This window comes from Pseudarthrobacter cremeus (assembly GCF_051857465.1).
GTDB lineage: Bacteria > Actinomycetota > Actinomycetes > Actinomycetales > Micrococcaceae > Arthrobacter.
The window spans coordinates 280,321-297,770 of the sequence record NZ_JBPZHC010000004.1; the positions used below are offsets into that span (position 1 = coordinate 280,321).

The window sequence follows — 17,450 nt, forward strand, 5'->3', positions numbered from 1 at the left end:
GCAAAACCAGGAAGTAGCCTTAAACCATGTTCATTCCAGATTCGCAGCCCAGCGGCAAGGGCACGCCTGCAGCCGCTCTTCCTGCGGGATCAATGGTGGCTGAAGCCACTGGAATGACGACTGACTATGACGAGCTTCTTCCCCTGGTGGACAGCGACACCCTCCAGGAACTGGAAGAGCAGCTGGACGGATTGGAGTTGGCGCTCCGCTTCGCCCGGGACTACGCGGCAATGTGGGACCAGCGCCTCGCGAAATTGACGGCTGCCGTACAGAACAAGGATGTGGCCGGCGCGTTGGACGCCGCTATCAGCCTGCGGATTACATCGGCCATGGTGGGCGGGCTCCGTCTGGCGCGGCTGGCCAAAATTCTGGAAGACGTGATTCGGCAGGGCGATTTCCGGCAAGGGCTGGCGATTATGGAACGCGTGGCGGAGAACGGCAGCCAGACCGTTTCAGAACTCCAGTCCAGCTACATCCTCAAGAACTAGCGGGTCCTGTAAGGACAACAATGCCCTCAGCCCTGGGCCTGTCTCTTCGGCGCCAGCCGGTAGCCGACACCCCGCACAGTCTGGAGCCATCGAGGGGATTGGGAGTCCTCCTTGAGCTTGCGGCGCAGGTTGCCGATGTGGACTTCCACGGCACGTTCGTCGGCCTCACTGATGTAGGCGTCTGCCTCGTAAAGGTCTCCCCTGACAGCACGCACCAAGTGGGACCTGGTACAGACAGCTCCGGCTCCCTTCAGCAAGGTGTGCAGCAAATCGAACTCACTGCGGGTGAGGGTGAGGTTTTCACCGTCAAGCACCACGGTGCGGGTCCGGGGGCTCAGCGCGAGTCCGTTGTGGCTGAGCAGGCCAGCGTCCACCAGCGTGGCCGGGGCAGCAGGTTCCGTAGCCCATGCCGGCGCCGGTTTCTGCTCGTCTTTGGCCTCGTGCCGGGGCCGGCGCATCATGGCCGCCACCCTCGCCCGGAGTTCACGGGGCCGGAAGGGCTTGGCGATGTAGTCGTCCGCGCCGGCGTTGAGCGCCGACAGGAGGTCGGGCTCCTCGGTCCTGCCGGTCAGCATCACAACATAGGCGTCGCTGAAACCGCGGATCCGTCTGAGCACTTCAAAACCGTCAATGTCCGGAAGGCCGATGTCCAGCGTGACTACGCTGGCCTGCCGACGGCGCACAACTTCGACGCCTTCCCGTCCATCCGCCGCCGTATGGACCTCGAAGCCAGCCTGGGTCAGTACCCCTTCCAAGAGGTTTCTGATATCCACGTCGTCTTCAATTACTACTGCTACGCCAAGATCATCCATTAGCCATCCCCAACGCCAGGTGTATTTCGCCCCCCATCAGCCCAGCGCCGATGCCAAATACACTCCAACTCTCTCTACGGTACAAGTATGAACGGCAGATGACACCCCTCCTCACATTTCATTCTGAAAAGTCAATTACTATGACGCACATACACATTAGGATTCAGAGAGTAAAGTGCCGCGCGCTGGGAAATTTGGGTGCACGAATTGGCTGGGGATGGAATTGGGACTGTCAGGAAAGATGGAGAGCTCGTATGGCTGTACGTCCCTCACCTAGGGGTGTGGCCCACTATTTCAGAAATCTTGGTCCCCGCACTCGGGTCGCATTGTGCCAGCTTCCGCTGGCCCTTATTGTCGCGGCCCTTTCCGTGGCAACACCCTTTGCGTGGCCGAGTCTGCTCAACAGCCCTCAATACGTTCTCGGGATGATACTCCACGCCGCCCTCTTCCTGGCCTGCTTCCTAATCCCTTGGGAGCGCCTGCGGCCCAGCGCTTTTCTGGTCATTCCCGTCTTAGACCTGTTGGCAATCTTTCTTTCCCGTAATGGTGCGGGCCCCGTACTCCCCGGGCTGGGTGTGCTGGCAATCTTTCCTGTTATCTGGCTGTCAGCCTCGGGCATGCTGGCCCGCACCGCGGTAACACTAAGTTTTGTCGGCCCCACGCTCATTGCCTTGCCCGCCTTGCTGGGCAAGCTGCCGCACCCCACCGCTGCGGACATCACCTCCGCCGTCCTACTGCCCGTCATGATGCTTACGGTTTCATTGGCCATACGCTTCGCCACGGTCAATATGCGCCTCCAACAACGCCAGCTGAAGGAAAAGGACCAGGAACTCCGGGAACTGCTGAGACAAAGTAGGGACAGGGAGCGGCTCCTAAAGACCATTCTCGATGCGACCGATGTCGGGATAGTTGCCGTAAACTCCCGCGGGCAGCACCTGTTGACAAACAGCTGGCAGCGGACCTTCCAACAAAAGGCTGCCCCGGGCAACTCTCAGGGTACGGTCGCTGAGCAGGATCAGCCCATCTTCGCGCACGACAAGACCAGCCCGTTGCAGACGGACAAACGTCCTATTCACAGAGCGACTAAAGGCGAGTCCTTCGCGGACTACCTGGTGTGGTTCGGTGAAGGGGAAAGTCAGCGTGCGGTGTCCACCGCAGCGCGCCCGCTAATGGACGACGACGGCGAACTCGCCGGGGCGGTTATCGTCTACACCGATGTGACTGGCCTCGTGGAAGCCTTGGCCGCAAACGAGGAACTGGTGTCCAACGTTTCCCACGAATTCCGGACACCCCTCAATTCGATTCTGGGGAACGTCGACCTGGTCCTGGAGGACCAGGCCACCTCGCCGCTGTCTGCCAAGCGCCTCGAAGTCGTACAACGAAATTCCGAGAGGCTAATCGCCCTCGTTTCCGACCTCACGTTGTCCGCATCCTCGGCCCTGAAGGTGCACCCCAAAAGAACAGACCTTGCTGGCCTCGTGGAAACCAGCATCGGTTCGGCGCGAGCACAGGCGGACCGGTCCAACATTTCCCTCGTCGCCGACGTTCCGTCCCCGTTGTGGGCTTATGCGGATCCCCTGCGAATAGGGCAGGCCTTGGACAACCTGGTTTCGAATGCCATTAAGTACTCACCCGGGGGCGGGGTTGTAAAGATTACTGCGGATGCCACTCAAGATTGGGTTCGCCTTTGCGTCAAAGACACGGGGATGGGCATGAGCCCGGAAGATTCAAGCAGGATCTTCAGACGCTTCTTCCGGGCCGACGAAGCGCGCAGGGCGGCGATATCCGGAGCCGGCCTGGGGCTGTCCATTACGAAAACGATTATTGAACGCCACGGTGGCCACATATCCTGTGTGAGCCACCAAGGCGAGGGCAGCACATTCACCGTGACTCTACCCGCCGAGGGCCCTCCCCCGTCCTTCTAGGGTCGCTCCTGCTGCCTGCGGTTGCGTCACCTGCTGTGCTCATCGTCGAACTCTAGGCTAAGGCTGTTCACGCGCCGAGTGGCGTCCGAACGGCTGAAAATCGGTGATTTCCCAACAACCAGTTCCGCAACGGCGACCCTGATGTGTTCGCTCACCGCCTCAACTCGGTCTCGAGTCAACACCGGCCAGCACCGCGCCGTCCTTGATACAGCCTTTTCCAGCTCGATTACGTGGCTCTTCAAGGTTCGCGACGACATTAATGCCTGGAAGTTAATTGTGATGTCAGCTCCCAGGCTCAGTGTTGCCGCACCGCCCGGGTCAGCTCGGCACGGGCCAGCATCTCGTCGTCGGAAGGGTAGGCCACTTCCTCCAGCACCAGCGGGTGCGGAGCGGCCAGGATGGACTTCGCGTCCCGCTTCCGGGCCAGCAGCCGCTCATGCAGCCAGCCCGGTTCCTCAATTCCCTCGCCCACGTACAGGGCGGAGCCAACCAGGGAACGGACCATGTTGTGGCAGAAGGCATCGGCCTGCACAGTGGCAACAATCACGCCGTCCTCGCTGCGGGCAAACTCGAAGCGCTGCAGCTCACGGATGGTGGTGGCGCCTTCCCGCGGCTTGCAGAACGACAGGAAATTCTGCAGCCCCAGCAATTTGGAGGCTCCCTCGTTGAGCAACGAAACATCGAGCGGGTTCGGGTGCCAGAGCGTGAAGTAGCGTTCCAGCGGGTCCCAGAGTGCCGGGCCATCGGCGATGCGGTAGCTGTAGCGCCGCCAGAGAGCGGAGAAACGTGCGTCGAAGCCTTCCGGGGCCAAAGACACGTTGTGCACCTCTATGGAGCCGGTGAGGTCGCCAAGGCCCCGGCTCAGTGCCCCGCGGATCCGGCGGAGAAGCGCGACGGCGGGATCGAGTTCGTGCCCGCGCGGCAGTCCCAGCCACTCGGCTTCGGTCAGGTCGAGGTGGACCACCTGGCCACGGGCATGCACGCCGGCGTCGGTGCGGCCCGCGACCGTCACACGGATCGGCCGGCGGAGCAGCAGCGCCAGCGCCTCTTCCAGGACGCCCTGGACGGTCCGGAGTCCCGGCTGCACCGCCCACCCGCTGAAGGGGCCGCCGTCGTACGACAAATCAAACCGGACACGCAAAAACCCGCCGCCCCTTGTAACGGGGGCCGCGGGTTTTTGGTCGTTCATAGACTCAAGTCTACTGGAGCGTCAGAGCTGATTACTCAGCTTCGACGGCCTGTGCAGCGTCGCCACCGGCAGGCGCGAAGCCTGCTGCTGCGGCGGACTCAGCGGAGTCGAACCATACTTCAGCGGTGGTGGCGTCGTACCAGCGTGAGCCGGGAACATGGAACTTCATGGAGTCCTCGTTGCCCTTGACCTCGAAGCCCTCAGGGGCAACGTTGTCAGCGGTAGCAGGCTTGGAACCGGCGTACTTGGCTTCAGCGGCTTCTTCGGCGGCGGGAGCTTCGGTCTCAACGACCTCGGCCTCAGCAGCGTCGTCAGCAGCCGGAGCGGCAGCAGCGGCGTCTTTCTTGTCGGCGTCGCGCTTGGCGGCAGAGGTAGCCTCGGCTACAATGGCCTGCTTGGCGGAAACCGGCTCGAGGACCAGTTCGATGACGGCCATGGGAGCGTTGTCGCCCTTGCGGTTGCCGATCTTGGTGATGCGGGTGTAGCCGCCATCGCGGTTCTCCACTGCCGACGCAATGTCGGTGAACAGCTCGTGGACGACGCCCTTGTTGCTGATCAGGCCGAGCACGCGACGGCGTGAAGCCAGGTCGCCGCGCTTGGCGAAGGTCACGAGGCGCTCGGCGTACGGCTTGAGCCGCTTGGCCTTGGTCACCGTGGTGGTGATCCGCTTGTGCTCGAACAGTGCTGCTGCCAGGTTCGCGAGCATAAGACGCTCGTGAGCCGGGCCGCCTCCGAGGCGCGGACCCTTAGTGGGGGTAGGCATAATTGTTTCTCCTCATATGGAAGCCGGTGGTGGGCACACCATGGTGCCCGCCGGCCAAGATCTGTTTTAGAGTTCGTCGTCGCCGAAGTCGGCGTCGTTCTCTTCAATTGCTGCGGCGCGTGCTGCGAGGTCAAAACCGGGAGGCGAGTCCTTGAGGGACAGGCCCAGTTCAACCAGCTTTGCCTTGACCTCGTCAATGGACTTCGCACCGAAGTTACGGATGTCCATCAGGTCAGCCTCGGAGCGGGCTACGAGTTCACCCACGGTGTGGATGCCCTCACGCTTGAGGCAGTTGTAGGAACGGACCGTGAGGTCCAGATCCTCGATCGGCAGTGCCATGTCTGCTGCCAGGGCAGCATCCGTCGGCGACGGGCCAATCTCGATACCTTCAGCTGCGGTGTTCAGCTCGCGGGCCAGACCGAAGAGTTCCACCAGGGTGGTACCTGCGGAAGCAACAGCATCGCGCGGGGCGATGGCCTGCTTGGTCTCGACGTCGACAATGAGCTTGTCGAAGTCAGTGCGCTGCTCAACACGGGTTGCTTCCACGCGGAAAGTAACCTTCAGGACCGGCGAGTAGATCGAGTCGACCGGGATGCGGCCGATCTCGGAGTCGCCGGACTTGTTCTGAGCTGCCGAAACGTAGCCGCGGCCGCGCTCGATGGTCAGTTCGAGTTCGAACTTTCCCTTCGAGTTCAGGGTGGCAATGTGCAGATCCGGGTTGTGGAATTCGACGCCGGCCGGCGGAGCGATGTCCGCGGCGGTGACGACTCCGGGGCCCTGCTTGCGCAGGTAAGCAACAACCGGCTCATCGTGCTCGGAGGAGACCGACAGGCTCTTGATGTTCAGGATGATCTCAGTGACATCTTCCTTGACACCCGGAACCGTGGTGAACTCGTGCAGCACGCCATCGATCCGGATGCTGGTGACAGCAGCGCCGGGGATGGAGGAGAGCAGGGTACGGCGGAGGGAGTTTCCGAGTGTGTAGCCGAAGCCCGGTTCCAGCGGTTCAATGATGAAACGCGAGCGGTTTTCGGAGACGACCTCTTCGGAGAGGGTGGGGCGCTGTGCAATGAGCACTTAGGTTTCCTTTCGGCGAGCATCCGCTATATGACGCAACACAGGTGGTGGAAATTCGGTCTGAAGACTTAACGCGGCTGGGCTTGCCCGGACCATCGACGGTCCGGGCAAGCTCGCAGCTGCGGGAAAAGCCTTAGACGCGGCGGCGCTTCGGCGGACGGCAGCCGTTGTGCGCTGCGGGGGTGACGTCCTGGATGGAGCCAACCTCCAGGCCAGCGGCCTGCAGCGAGCGGATTGCAGTCTCGCGTCCTGAACCCGGTCCCTTGACGAAAACGTCAACCTTGCGCATGCCGTGCTCCTGGGCACGCTTGGCAGCAGCTTCGGCAGCCATCTGGGCAGCGAACGGGGTGGACTTGCGTGAGCCCTTGAAGCCAACCTCACCTGAGGAAGCCCAAGAGATAACAGCGCCGTTCGGATCCGTGATGGACACGATGGTGTTGTTAAAAGTGCTCTTGATGTGCGCCTGGCCCAGCGCGATATTCTTTTTGTCCTTCTTACGCGGCTTGCGAACCGCGCCACGAGTCTTCGGGGGCATTTTTTCTCCTACAGAAAGTTATTGGGGAGCCGGTTAATCCCGAGGGATTTAACGGGCCTTCTTCTTGCCGGCCACGGTACGCTTCGGGCCCTTGCGGGTACGTGCGTTCGTCTTCGTACGCTGTCCGCGTACTGGCAGGCCCTTGCGATGGCGGATACCTTCGTAGCTGCCGATTTCAACCTTGCGGCGGATATCTGCTGCTACTTCGCGGCGAAGGTCACCCTCAACCTTGTAGTTGCCTTCAATGTAGTCACGAAGTTCCACCAGCTGGGAGTCAGTGAGGTCCTTAACGCGGACGTCAGCACTGATGCCAGTGGCAGCCAGGGTTTCGTGTGCACGGGTCTTGCCCACGCCGTAGATGTAAGTAAGCGCAATTTCCAACCGCTTTTCGCGGGGAATGTCTACGCCAGCGAGACGAGCCATAGAGGCAGTGCTCCTTGAATAAACCGGAGGTCGTAGGCAGTACACCCGCACGTTCTGTGCGGCCCCAGCCTCCGACCGGGGGTTAGCTGTCCGGGCTCATACGTCCCAGTTCAGCTTGTGCTGCCTTCTTTATTTACTTGCGTGGGTTAGCAACCCAGGATTTCCTTCGAAAAGGAAATTAGCCCTGGCGCTGCTTGTGGCGCGGGTTCTCGCAGATCACCATGACCCGGCCATTACGGCGGATCACTTTGCACTTTTCGCAGATCTGCTTGACGCTCGGCTTGACCTTCATGGCATTCCTTTGCGTGTGGCAGTTGGTCAACTGGAGCAGCGCTCAGCTCATGCTGAGGCTGCCCAGAATTTACTTGTAGCGGTAGACGATACGACCCCGAGTGAGGTCATACGGGCTCAGTTCCACCACTACCCGGTCCTCAGGGAGAATCCTGATGTAGTGCTGGCGCATCTTGCCTGAGATGTGCGCAAGTACGATGTGCTTGTTGGTCAGCTCAACGCGAAACATCGCGTTAGGCAGCGCCTCAGTCACAACGCCCTCGATCTCAATGACCCCGTCCTTCTTGGCCATACCCTCCGCTAACTGTTGTTGCCGCGGCCCCGCCGGATTGCACCGGACATGACCACGAACGTTTTTGTTGGATCGGTTGTCACCTCTGGCCCCAAACAGGGCACAGCAGGGCAGACAACCAACAAGCAACACTACGCCACTTTGGCGAGAAAGTTAAATCCAGTATGTTAGCGCACCGGGCGTCCGAACGCACCATATTCGCCGGCAGGAGCTATCACCGTCTCCGCGCTCTGCACCCCGTCAAGGATCGCCAGGCGTACGACGTCGGCTGCCGCACTCTGCAGGGTAATCAGACTCACCTGCCGGGCAGTGTCACTGCTCCGGTCGAGCGGTATGGCCCCGGTCGCCAAACAAAAGACCACGTCCCCGTCAGCCAAGGTGTGGCTCGGATTCAGAGCCCGCGCGATCCCGGCCTGTGCTGCGGACGCCGTGCGCTTGCACTCCGCCACATCGAGGACAGCGTTCGTAGCCACCACAACAAGTGTGGTGTTGAGCCCTGGCGACTCATCAGGCGACGGGGAATCGGGACCCCGGAAGCGCGCGTCTAAGGTGGGCCCACGCGAGCCGGGTTCCCTGGCCGAGCTTGCGAGGTTAGGGGGCTCGTGGGGCGGCACGACCGAGCGCGCGGAGGGTTCGGGATTCCCCGGAGCAACCACAGGCAGTCCAAGGGCATTAACCACGGCCAAGGCTCCGACAACCACACCGTTCTCGAGCGTGACCGAGGCCGTGCCCACGCCGCCTTTGTACGTCCTGGCGATCACTGCCCCGGTGCCGGCCCCGACGTTGCCGCGTCCGACGTCGTGCCCTTCCGGTTGCGCGGCGGCGGCCGCGGTTGCCGCATAGCCCATGTCCGCCGTCGGGCGCGCTGAGAAGTTGCCGCCGCGGCCCAGGTCGAAGATGGCGGCAGCGGGAACGATGGGAACGACCCCCCCGGGTACGGCGAAGCCGCGGCCGTTTTCCTCGCACCACTGCTGTGCTCCACCGGCGGAGGCCAGCCCGTAGGCGCTGCCGCCGGTGAGTACAACGGCGTCCACGGTTGAGACCAGCGTGGTGGGGTCCAGGGCGTCGGTCTCGTGGGTGGCGGGGCCTCCGCCGGCCACGTCCACCGAGCCCACCGTGCCTGGTGGCGGCAGCACCACCGTCACACCGGTCATCCAGCCGTCGCCGGTTTTCCCGGCATGACCCACGCGTATCCCCTGCACATCCGTGATCGCTCCCATGGGTCCATTGTGCTTGATGGGTGGACCGGGCCTCCGGGCCGAAAAGCAAACGTTGTGCAATACTGCAACGAACACAGCATTAGCGGGCGATGAAGCCTTCAACAATAAACCTCTGACGAGGGCTTGTGCGAGGGTCCTGCCCACCATCTGTGGTGAAGTATGGCTAGATCCCTTGCCCGCCGGCCAGCCACAAGCAGGCCCCGTCCGATAGAGAACCGAATGACCCGTCAACTCGCCTCGACTCCATCGACCAGCCCGCCGGTACCTCCCGGACCGTCCGGTACGCGGAGAGAACTGCGCCGACGACGCTGGTCTGGCCGCTCACGCCGTGACTTCTTCGTTTTCCTTGCCCTGGCCCTTCCCAACCTCCTGCTGATTGCAGTGTTTACGTACCGCCCGCTCATCAGCAACATCTACTACTCAACGCTCGACTGGACGCTGGGCTCCGCCTCGGCCACCGTGGTGGGGTTCGAGAATTACGTGACCTTCTTCAGCAGCGACGACGCCTCGAAGGTACTCGGGACCACTGCGGTGTTCACGCTGGTGACGGTGGGCGGCTCCATGGTCCTGGGGCTGCTCATTGCGCTGGCCCTGAACTCCAGGGTCCGCGGTACAACGTTTGCCCGCTCTGCTGTTTTCGCCCCCTATGTGTTGTCCGGCGTGGGCGTGGGCCTGGTGTGGCTGTTCATCTTTGACCCGGGCTACGGAGTCCTTGCGTGGGTTTTGCGCGGCATTGGCCAGAATAGCCCGCAATGGATCAATGACCCACAGCTGTCCCTCGTCATGGTGATCCTGGTCTATGTCTGGAAGAACCTGGGCTACTGCGCGGTGGTGTACCTGGCCGGCCTGCAGTCACTGCCCCAGGACGTTATGGAGGCTGCCTCGTTGGACGGGGCAAATGGATTCCGGCGGTTCCTCAGCATGTCCGTCCCGCTGCTGTCCCCCACCACCTTCTTCCTCCTCATCACTACCATGCTGAGCTCGCTCCAGGCCTTTGACCTGATCCGGATCATGACACCCTTGGGAGCGGGCACCAGCACCCTGATCTACGAGGCGTACCTTCAGGCCTTCGGCGCGTTCAACAGAGCCGGGTACTCGGCCGCGATCTCCGTGGTCCTTTTCGCCATCCTCCTGATCATCACTGTCCTCCAGTTGCGCTTCGTGGAACGGAAGGTGCATTACTCGTGAGTTCGCTATCGCCGGTCAACCCTGATCCAGCGTCGCCTCCGGTGGCCGAATCCGTACCGTTCGTGCCCCGGGACCGTCCGTTCTCGCTTCCGAACCTGGTCCAGACCATAGTGGGCGGCTACCTTCCGCTGGTCCTCGCCACTCTGGTGGTTTTCCTGCCCCTGCTGTGGATGATTCTGAGCTCCTTCAAGCAGCCCGGCGAGATCATCACCATGGACCTCAAGATCCTGCCGGAGAGCCTCAACTTCCAGAACTACAACATCGCGATGACCACTGTGCCGTTCGCCCAGTTCTTCATCAACAGCACGATCGTGACCGTGGTGGGCGCAACCGTGAAGGTGCTGCTGGCCATCCTGACAGCCTACGCACTGGTGTTCGTGCGGTTCCCGTTCAAAAACTTCATCTTTATGCTGATTCTCGTGGCCCTGATGGTGCCGCCACAGGTGTCCATCCTGCCCAACTACATCCTGATCGCGGGCATGGGAGGCAAGAACACCCTCTGGGGCATCATCCTGCCGGGTCTGGGAACAGCGTTTGGGACATTCCTCCTGCGCCAACACTTCATGACCCTGCCGGCTTCCATCCTGGAATCCGCCGAGATAGACGGCGCGGGCCATTGGCGGCGTCTGTGGCAGATTGTGGTACCCGTGTCCGTTCCGTCCATCGCCACCGTCGCACTGGTGACGGTGGTCAGTGAATGGAACGAGTACATCTGGCCGCTCATCATCACCGACCGCCCGGAAACCATGACGTTGCCCGTGGGACTTACGCTGCTGCAGAACTCGGAAAGCAACGCCTCCGGCTGGGGAATCCTCATGGCCGGCGCCGTCCTGGTCATTGTTCCCATACTGATCGTTTTCGCAGCCCTGCAGCGCTACATCGTTGCCGGGCTCACCCAGGGCAGCGTCACCGGCTGACCCGCCGGCCGCCGTCGAACTTCACATCAGAAGCGAAATCCTCAACGAAACAATCGAAAGGAACCATGATGGCAACAAATCTTGACCGGAGGCTTTTCCTGGGACTGGCCGGCGCCACCGCCGGCGCAGCAGCCCTTTCGGCCTGCGGTGGCCCCAACACGGGAGGCACCCCGGCTGCCAGCGAAGCGGCGGACATCGACTTCAGCGGTGTGAAGCCTGCCGCGAAGATCGACTTCTGGAGCAACCACCCGGGCAAATCGCAGGATGTGGAAAAAGCAATCATCGAAAAATTCCATGCCAAATTCCCGGACATCAAGATCAACCTGGTCACCGCGGGCGCGAACTACGAGGAAATCGCCCAGAAGTTCCAGACGTCGCAGGCGGCCAAGACAGGGCTGCCCGGCGTGGTGGTCCTGTCCGACGTCTGGTGGTTCCGCTACTTCACCAACGGCAGCATCATTCCGGTGGACGGGCTCATCAAGCAACTGGATATCAAGGTTGACGACTTCCGCAAGTCCCTGGTGGACGACTACAAGTACGACGACAAGCAGTGGGCACTGCCTTACGGGCGCTCCACTCCCCTGTTCTATTACAACAAGGACCACTTCAAGGCCGCAGGCCTGCCGGACCGCGCACCCACCACCTGGCAGGAATTCGGTGAGTGGGCGCCCAAGCTGAAGGCGTCCTCCGGAGCCCAGTACGCCTACATTTATCCGGCGCTGGCAGGCTATGCCGGCTGGACCCTGCAGAACAACCTCTGGGGCTGGGGCGGTGCCTGGTCCAAGGACTGGGAGGTCACCTGCGACTCGGCGGAATCAGTGGAAGCCCTCCAGTGGGCCCAGGATTCCATCTACAAACACAGCTGGGCGGGAGTTTCCTCCAAGGAAGCAGCCGACGATTTCTCCGCCGGACTCACCTCATCCACCATCTCCTCCACAGGCTCACTCCTTGGCGTGCTGACTTCTGCCACTTTCAATGTCGGCGTCGGCTTCCTCCCGGGCGGACCCAAAGCCACCAGCGGAGTATGTCCCACCGGCGGTGCGGGACTGGGCATCCCCAGCGGAATCACCAAAGAGGAGCAGCTGGCCGCTGGCACCTTCATCAAGTTCATGACCGAGCCGGAAAACACGGCAGCGTTCTCCGCCGCCACCGGGTACATGCCCACCCGTACTTCGGCTGACATGACTGCGGTGCTGGCGAAGACGCCCCAGATCAAAACAGCCATGGACCAGCTCGCCGTGACCAGGGTCCAGGACCGCGCCCGGGTATTCCTTCCCGGCGCGGACCAGGAGATGGCCAAGGCCGCTGCAAAGATCCTCACCCAGCAGGGAAACGTGAAAGCGACCATGGCGGAACTCAAGAAAACCCTGGAGGGCATCTACGCCAAGGACGTCAAGCCTAAGCTGAACTGACCTCCGGCTCCGCCTACTCTCCCGCACGCAAAATCCCTGGCGACACCCGAGTCCGGGTGTCGCCAGGGATTTTCTGCGTCACAGGGGTGTTTGCGCGTCGAAACCTAGGGAATCGGGACAGGCACGACGCCGAGCGGGACCAGGTGCTCCGCGCCGCCGTCGGGGGCTGAGAGTACCCAGATCCCCTTCTCGTGGACGGCCACCGAGTGCTCCCACTGGCAGGAACGCTTGCCGTCGGTGGTGACCACGGTCCAGTCGTCATCCAACACGGCGGTTTCAATGCTGCCGCGGACCAGCATGGGCTCAATGGCAAGGCACAGCCCGGGCTTGATCTTCGGGCCGCGGTGGCTGGTGCGGTAGTTCAGGACATCCGGGGCCATGTGCATTTCGGAGCCGATGCCGTGGCCCACGTAGTCCTCCAGGATCCCCAGCGGCTTGCCCGGGACCGAGGACACATAGTCATCGATGGCTGCACCGACGTCGCCCACGTGGGTTCCCGTGGTCAGCGCCGCGATACCCCGCCACATGGCAGCCTGGGTGACGTCGGACAGCCGCTGGTCCTCCGGATCAGGCTTGCCCACAATGACAGTGCGCGCCGAGTCGGAATGCCAGCCATCCACGATGGCGCCGCCGTCGATCGAGATGATGTCGCCGTCGTTGAGCACACGGCCACCGGGGATGCCGTGGACAACTTCCTCGTTCACGGAGGTGCAGATGGTGGCCGGGAAGCCGTGGTACCCCAGGAAGTTCGACTTGGCGCCCGCTTCGTTCAGCACGGCTGCGAAGGCCTCGTCCAGCTGCTTGGTGGTCACGCCAGGCGCCGCCGCGGCCTGGGCCGCATTCAGTGCACGGCTAAGGACCAGGCCGGCCTCGTGCATGGTGCGCATCTGGGCGTTGGTCTTGTATTCGATACGGGGCTGGCCGAATGCCATGGTGCGTCCTTCTTTCAAATGGCTGAGGCTCCTCCCGGGTGCCGGGAGGAGCCTCGAAGTTCTTTTGCCTGGGTCAGGCGGCCTGGGCCGACTTGATGGCATTCATGACGCGGTCGGTGACCTCGTCGATGCCGCCGATGCCGTCCACCTGGGTCAGGATGCCGCGCTCGGCATATTTGGCCACAACGGCCTCGGTCTGCTCGTGGTAGAGGTCCAGCCGGTGCCTGATGACGGCTTCGTTGTCGTCGCTCCGGCCGGTTTCCTTGGCACGGCCCAGAAGGCGGTGGACGAGTTCCTCGTCGTCGGCCGTGAGCTGCAGGACGACGTCGAGCTTCTCCTCGCTGGTGGCGAGGATCCCGTCGAGGTAGTCTACCTGCGCAGTGGTGCGCGGGTAGCCGTCCAGGAGGAAGCCGTTTTCGACGTCGGACTCGCTGAGGCGGTCACGGACCATCTTGTTGGTGACGCTGTCCGGAACGAAGTCGCCGTTGTCCATGTACTTCTTGGCTTCGATGCCAAGCGGGGTTTCGCCCTTCACGTTGGCGCGGAAGATGTCACCGGTGGAAATGGCAACGACGCCGAGGCGTTCGGAAATGCGTTCCGCCTGGGTGCCTTTTCCCGAGCCGGGAGGTCCAATAATCAACATTTTCGTCATCGCAAAAGCCCTTCGTAGTGACGTTGCTGTAGTTGCGCATCTATTTGCTTGACGGTTTCAAGGCCAACGCCCACCATGATCAGGATCGAGGTGCCACCGAACGGGAAGTTCTGGTTCGCGTTGATAAGTACCAGTGCCACCAGCGGAATCAGCGCCACGAAGCCCAGGTAAAGGGCGCCGGGCAGTGTGATCCGGGAGAGCACGTACTGCAGGTAATCCGCCGTCGGCTTGCCGGCGCGGATACCCGGGATGAAACCGCCGTACTTCTTCATGTTGTCCGAGACCTCTTCAGGGTTGAAGGTGATCGCGACGTAGAAGTAGGTGAAGAACACGATCATGGCGAAGTACAGCGCCATGTAGATCGGGTGGTCTCCTCGGGTCAGGTTGTTGTTGATCCACTCAACCCACGGCTGCATGGGCTCGCCGTTCTTGGGCTGGTTGAACTGTGAGATCAGTCCCGGCAGGTAGAGCATGGAGGACGCGAAGATCACGGGGATCACGCCTGCCATGTTCACCTTGATGGGGATGTAGGTGCTGGTGCCGCCCACGGTCCGCCGGCCGATCATGCGCTTGGCGTACTGCACGGGAATACGGCGCTGGGACTGTTCCACGAAGACCACCAGGGCAACAGTTATGAGGCCGATAATCAGGACGAGGAAGAACGTGCCCGGGCCCTGCGAGGTCCAGATGGCGCCCAGGGAGGTGGGGAACTGCGCGGCGATGGAAGTGAAGATGAGCAGCGACATGCCGTTGCCCACACCCTTCTCGGTGACGAGTTCGCCCATCCACATGATGAGTCCGGTGCCTGCGGTGAGGGTGATGATCAGCAGGATGGTGGTGATGATGCTGCTGTCAGGGATGATCGGCAGCGCACAGCCCGGCAGCAGCTGTCCTGAACGGGCAAGCGACACCAGTGTCGTGGCGTTCAGCAGGCCCAGGGCAATGGTCAGGTACCGGGTGTACTGGGTGAGCTTGGACTGCCCGGACGCGCCTTCGTCGTACAGCTCCTGGAACCGGGGAATGACCACCCGGAGCAGCTGCACAATGATGCTGGCCGTGATGTACGGCATGATGCCCAGGGCGAAGATGGACACCTGAAGCAGGGCACCACCGCTGAACAGGTTGACGAGCTGGTAGAGCCCGCCTGCCGTCTGACCGCTCTGCAAGCATTGCTGGACGTTCTGGTAATTCACACCAGGCGAGGGGATGAAAGCACCCAAGCGGAAGATGGTGATGATTCCCAGCGTGAACAACAACTTGCGTCGCAGATCAGGCGTGCGAAAGGCCCGGCCAAATGCGCTAAGCACGCGTCCTCCTGAGTTGTAAATAAGCGTGGTGTGATGGGTATCAATAATCCCAACAACCGAGTCTAACGGGTGGATGTGTCCTGCGAATAATCCGCAGGCCGCCCCGAGAGCGCGTCGGCCAGGAATTCATGGTGCGGGGATGTGAAAAAAACTCCCGGGACACGGGGCCTTTGGGGCCCCGCATCCCGGGAGTTCCACAACGGGCATCAGCCCACCGTCTCCTAGAGAGCGGTGGTGCTTCCGCCTGCTGCTGCAATCTTTTCTGCGGCGCTGGCCGAGAATGCGTGGGCGGTGACTTCAACCTTGACGGTGATGTCGCCGGTGCCAAGCACCTTGACGGGCTGGTTCTTGCGAACGGCACCCTTCTCGACCAGGTTCTCCACGGTGACAGCGCCACCTTCCGGGAACAGCTCGTTGAGCTTGTCCAGGTTTACAACCTGGAACTCAACCCGGAACGGGTTCTTGAAGCCGCGCAGCTTCGGCAGGCGCATGTGCAGCGGCAACTGGCCGCCGGCAAAGCCAGCCTTGATCTGGTAGCGGGCCTTCGTACCCTTGGTACCGCGACCGGCGGTCTTACCCTTGGAACCTTCACCACGACCAACGCGGGTCTTGGCGGTCTTGGCACCCGGGGCGGGACGCAGGTGGTGAACCTTCAGTGCGTTCTGCTTCTCAGCAGGAGCGCTTGCTGCTGTGTTCTTCTCAGCCATTTACTTCGCCTCCTCTACCTTTACCAGGTGCGGAACCGTGTTGAGCATTCCCACGGTCACGGCGTCGGCGGTGCGGACAACGGTGTGTCCGATCCGCTTCAGGCCGAGTGACCGGAGGGTGTCGCGCTGGTTCTGCTTGCCGCCAATGGCGGACTTGATCTGTGTGATCTCCAACTGAAGGTCGGAGGGGAACAGGTTCTTAGCCATGACTTAGACACCCGCCTTCTGGTTCAGGAGAGCCTTCACCATTGCCGGCGGAGCAACCTCGTCGAGGGGCAGGCCGCGGCGTGCTGCCACTGCTGCCGGCTCTTCGAGGCGCTTCAGGGCATCAACGGTCGCGTGAACGATGTTGATGGCGTTTGAGGAACCGAGCGACTTGGAGAGGATGTCGTGGATGCCCACGCACTCCAGTACTGCACGGACCGGACCACCGGCGATAACACCGGTACCGGCGGAAGCCGGACGCAGCATTACGACGCCGGCAGCAGCCTCACCCTGAACGCGGTGGGGAATGGTGTTGCCGATGCGGGGAACGCGGAAGAAGGACTTCTTAGCTTCTTCAACGCCCTTCGCGATTGCGGCAGGAACTTCCTTAGCCTTGCCGTAGCCAACGCCGACCATGCCGTTACCGTCACCAACGACGACCAGGGCGGTGAAGCTGAAGCGACGACCACCCTTGACCACCTTGGAAACGCGGTTGATGGTGACAACGCGCTCTACGAACTGGCTCTTCTCAGCTTCACGGCCGCCGTCGCGGCCGCCACGGCCACCACGGTCGCCGCGGCCCTGGCCACGGTCTCCACGCTCGCCACGACGAGCGCCACCACGGCGGTCGTCGGCAGCAGCGGGAGCAGTGGTCTCAGTGGCCGGAGCAGCTACGGCTTCAGTCGCCTTCTGATCTGCAGACACAGTGTCCTTTTCCTTGTTTGCTTCCGTCACAGTGACAGCCCACCTTCACGTGCACCGTCAGCGACGGCGGCGATCCGGCCGTGGTACTTGTTACCACCGCGGTCGAAGACAACAGCTTCGATACCGGCAGCCTTCGCACGCTCGGCAACGAGCTCGCCAACGCGCTTGGCCTTGGCTTTCTTGTCGCCTTCGAATGCACGAAGATCGGCTTCCAGTGTGGACGCGCTCGCTACGGTCAGGCCCTTGGTGTCATCGACAACCTGGACGAATACGTGGCGTGCGGAACGGTTGACGACCAGACGAGGACGTACAGCCGTACCGGAGATGCGCTTGCGGATACGAAGCTGGCGACGGCTGCGTGAAGCAGACTTGCTCTTGTTCGTACGCTTCTTATTGATTGAGATGGCCATG

At 62.0% G+C, this 17,450-nt stretch carries 21 protein-coding genes; 5 read left to right on the forward strand and 16 right to left on the reverse strand.

Features of this window, described 5'->3' with window-relative positions; all coding sequences use genetic code 11:
* The first annotated feature begins 26 nt into the window (after positions 1–26).
* The gene (locus tag ACS5PJ_RS09805) at positions 27–488 is read left to right on the forward strand and encodes an Hpt domain-containing protein (RefSeq protein WP_439434713.1); all 462 of its coding nucleotides are present in this window, start codon (positions 27–29) and stop codon (positions 486–488) included.
* 26 nt (positions 489–514) lie between these two features.
* Here the strand turns inward: ACS5PJ_RS09805 and ACS5PJ_RS09810 are convergent, their stop codons facing one another.
* Positions 515–1,300, reverse strand: coding sequence for a response regulator transcription factor (locus tag ACS5PJ_RS09810; protein WP_439434714.1), 786 nt, complete (start codon positions 1,298–1,300; stop codon positions 515–517).
* A 521-nt stretch (positions 1,301–1,821) separates the two neighbouring features.
* Here ACS5PJ_RS09810 and ACS5PJ_RS09815 point away from each other — a divergent pair.
* A complete protein-coding gene (locus ACS5PJ_RS09815) occupies positions 1,822–3,225 on the forward strand; it encodes a sensor histidine kinase (RefSeq protein WP_439434715.1) in 1,404 nt (467 codons plus the stop codon).
* A gap of 295 nt (positions 3,226–3,520) precedes the next feature.
* Here the strand turns inward: ACS5PJ_RS09815 and ACS5PJ_RS09820 are convergent, their stop codons facing one another.
* The 8 genes from ACS5PJ_RS09820 to ACS5PJ_RS09855 all read right to left on the reverse strand — a co-directional run bounded on the left by ACS5PJ_RS09820 (position 3,521) and on the right by ACS5PJ_RS09855 (position 9,015).
* Positions 3,521–4,414 (reverse strand): tRNA pseudouridine synthase A, encoded by an 894-nt coding sequence (locus ACS5PJ_RS09820; RefSeq protein ID WP_439434716.1) that lies wholly within the window; start codon positions 4,412–4,414, stop codon positions 3,521–3,523.
* 31 nt (positions 4,415–4,445) lie between these two features.
* Positions 4,446–5,177 (reverse strand): 50S ribosomal protein L17, sunset domain variant, encoded by a 732-nt coding sequence (gene rplQ, locus ACS5PJ_RS09825; protein ID WP_439434717.1) that lies wholly within the window; start codon positions 5,175–5,177, stop codon positions 4,446–4,448.
* 66 nt (positions 5,178–5,243) lie between these two features.
* Positions 5,244–6,254 (reverse strand): DNA-directed RNA polymerase subunit alpha, encoded by a 1,011-nt coding sequence (locus ACS5PJ_RS09830; protein WP_108600151.1) that lies wholly within the window; start codon positions 6,252–6,254, stop codon positions 5,244–5,246.
* 133 nt (positions 6,255–6,387) lie between these two features.
* Complete coding sequence (gene rpsK / locus ACS5PJ_RS09835; RefSeq protein WP_018769149.1) at positions 6,388–6,789, reverse strand: 30S ribosomal protein S11; 402 nt, start codon at positions 6,787–6,789, stop codon at positions 6,388–6,390.
* 48 nt (positions 6,790–6,837) lie between these two features.
* Positions 6,838–7,212, reverse strand: a complete 375-nt coding sequence (gene rpsM, locus ACS5PJ_RS09840; RefSeq protein ID WP_104062624.1) for a 30S ribosomal protein S13 — start codon at positions 7,210–7,212, stop codon at positions 6,838–6,840.
* Between the two features lie 178 nt (positions 7,213–7,390).
* Entirely contained in the window at positions 7,391–7,504 is a 114-nt protein-coding gene (gene rpmJ, locus ACS5PJ_RS09845) for a 50S ribosomal protein L36 (RefSeq protein WP_009358722.1), read from the reverse strand.
* Positions 7,505–7,573: 69 nt separating this feature from the next.
* Positions 7,574–7,795 (reverse strand): translation initiation factor IF-1, encoded by a 222-nt coding sequence (gene infA, locus ACS5PJ_RS09850; protein WP_009358723.1) that lies wholly within the window; start codon positions 7,793–7,795, stop codon positions 7,574–7,576.
* Between the two features lie 167 nt (positions 7,796–7,962).
* Positions 7,963–9,015, reverse strand: coding sequence for a P1 family peptidase (locus ACS5PJ_RS09855; RefSeq protein ID WP_439434718.1), 1,053 nt, complete (start codon positions 9,013–9,015; stop codon positions 7,963–7,965).
* A 219-nt stretch (positions 9,016–9,234) separates the two neighbouring features.
* Between ACS5PJ_RS09855 and ACS5PJ_RS09860 the strand changes: the two genes are divergently transcribed.
* The 3 genes from ACS5PJ_RS09860 to ACS5PJ_RS09870 all read left to right on the forward strand — a co-directional run bounded on the left by ACS5PJ_RS09860 (position 9,235) and on the right by ACS5PJ_RS09870 (position 12,532).
* Entirely contained in the window at positions 9,235–10,203 is a 969-nt protein-coding gene (locus ACS5PJ_RS09860) for a carbohydrate ABC transporter permease (RefSeq protein ID WP_439434719.1), read from the forward strand.
* A gap of 62 nt (positions 10,204–10,265) precedes the next feature.
* The gene (locus tag ACS5PJ_RS09865) at positions 10,266–11,120 is read left to right on the forward strand and encodes a carbohydrate ABC transporter permease (RefSeq protein ID WP_439434800.1); all 855 of its coding nucleotides are present in this window, start codon (positions 10,266–10,268) and stop codon (positions 11,118–11,120) included.
* Positions 11,121–11,188: 68 nt separating this feature from the next.
* On the forward strand, positions 11,189–12,532 hold the full coding sequence (locus ACS5PJ_RS09870) for an ABC transporter substrate-binding protein (protein WP_439434801.1): 1,344 nt from the start codon (positions 11,189–11,191) through the stop codon (positions 12,530–12,532).
* A gap of 104 nt (positions 12,533–12,636) precedes the next feature.
* On the opposite strand, the gene map is transcribed toward ACS5PJ_RS09870, so the two are convergent.
* The 7 genes from map to rplR all read right to left on the reverse strand — a co-directional run bounded on the left by map (position 12,637) and on the right by rplR (position 17,449).
* Positions 12,637–13,464: a type I methionyl aminopeptidase gene (gene map / locus ACS5PJ_RS09875; protein ID WP_439434720.1), complete on the reverse strand. Its 828-nt coding sequence runs from the start codon at positions 13,462–13,464 to the stop codon at positions 12,637–12,639.
* Positions 13,465–13,537: 73 nt separating this feature from the next.
* Positions 13,538–14,107: an adenylate kinase gene (locus tag ACS5PJ_RS09880; protein WP_439434802.1), complete on the reverse strand. Its 570-nt coding sequence runs from the start codon at positions 14,105–14,107 to the stop codon at positions 13,538–13,540.
* A 5-nt stretch (positions 14,108–14,112) separates the two neighbouring features.
* Complete coding sequence (gene secY / locus ACS5PJ_RS09885) at positions 14,113–15,423, reverse strand: preprotein translocase subunit SecY (protein ID WP_439434721.1); 1,311 nt, start codon at positions 15,421–15,423, stop codon at positions 14,113–14,115.
* Between the two features lie 221 nt (positions 15,424–15,644).
* Positions 15,645–16,130: a 50S ribosomal protein L15 gene (gene rplO, locus ACS5PJ_RS09890; RefSeq protein WP_439434722.1), complete on the reverse strand. Its 486-nt coding sequence runs from the start codon at positions 16,128–16,130 to the stop codon at positions 15,645–15,647.
* Positions 16,131–16,337 carry a 50S ribosomal protein L30 gene (gene rpmD / locus ACS5PJ_RS09895; RefSeq protein ID WP_108599824.1) on the reverse strand — a complete coding sequence of 69 codons (207 nt, stop codon included), beginning with the start codon at positions 16,335–16,337 and terminating at the stop codon, positions 16,131–16,133.
* Between the two features lie 3 nt (positions 16,338–16,340).
* Positions 16,341–17,069: a 30S ribosomal protein S5 gene (rpsE, locus tag ACS5PJ_RS09900; RefSeq protein WP_066293261.1), complete on the reverse strand. Its 729-nt coding sequence runs from the start codon at positions 17,067–17,069 to the stop codon at positions 16,341–16,343.
* Positions 17,066–17,449 (reverse strand): 50S ribosomal protein L18, encoded by a 384-nt coding sequence (gene rplR / locus ACS5PJ_RS09905; RefSeq protein ID WP_108599823.1) that lies wholly within the window; start codon positions 17,447–17,449, stop codon positions 17,066–17,068. Before rplR ends, rpsE begins: the two co-directional genes overlap by 4 nt.
* Between the last annotated feature and the right edge of the window lies 1 nt (position 17,450).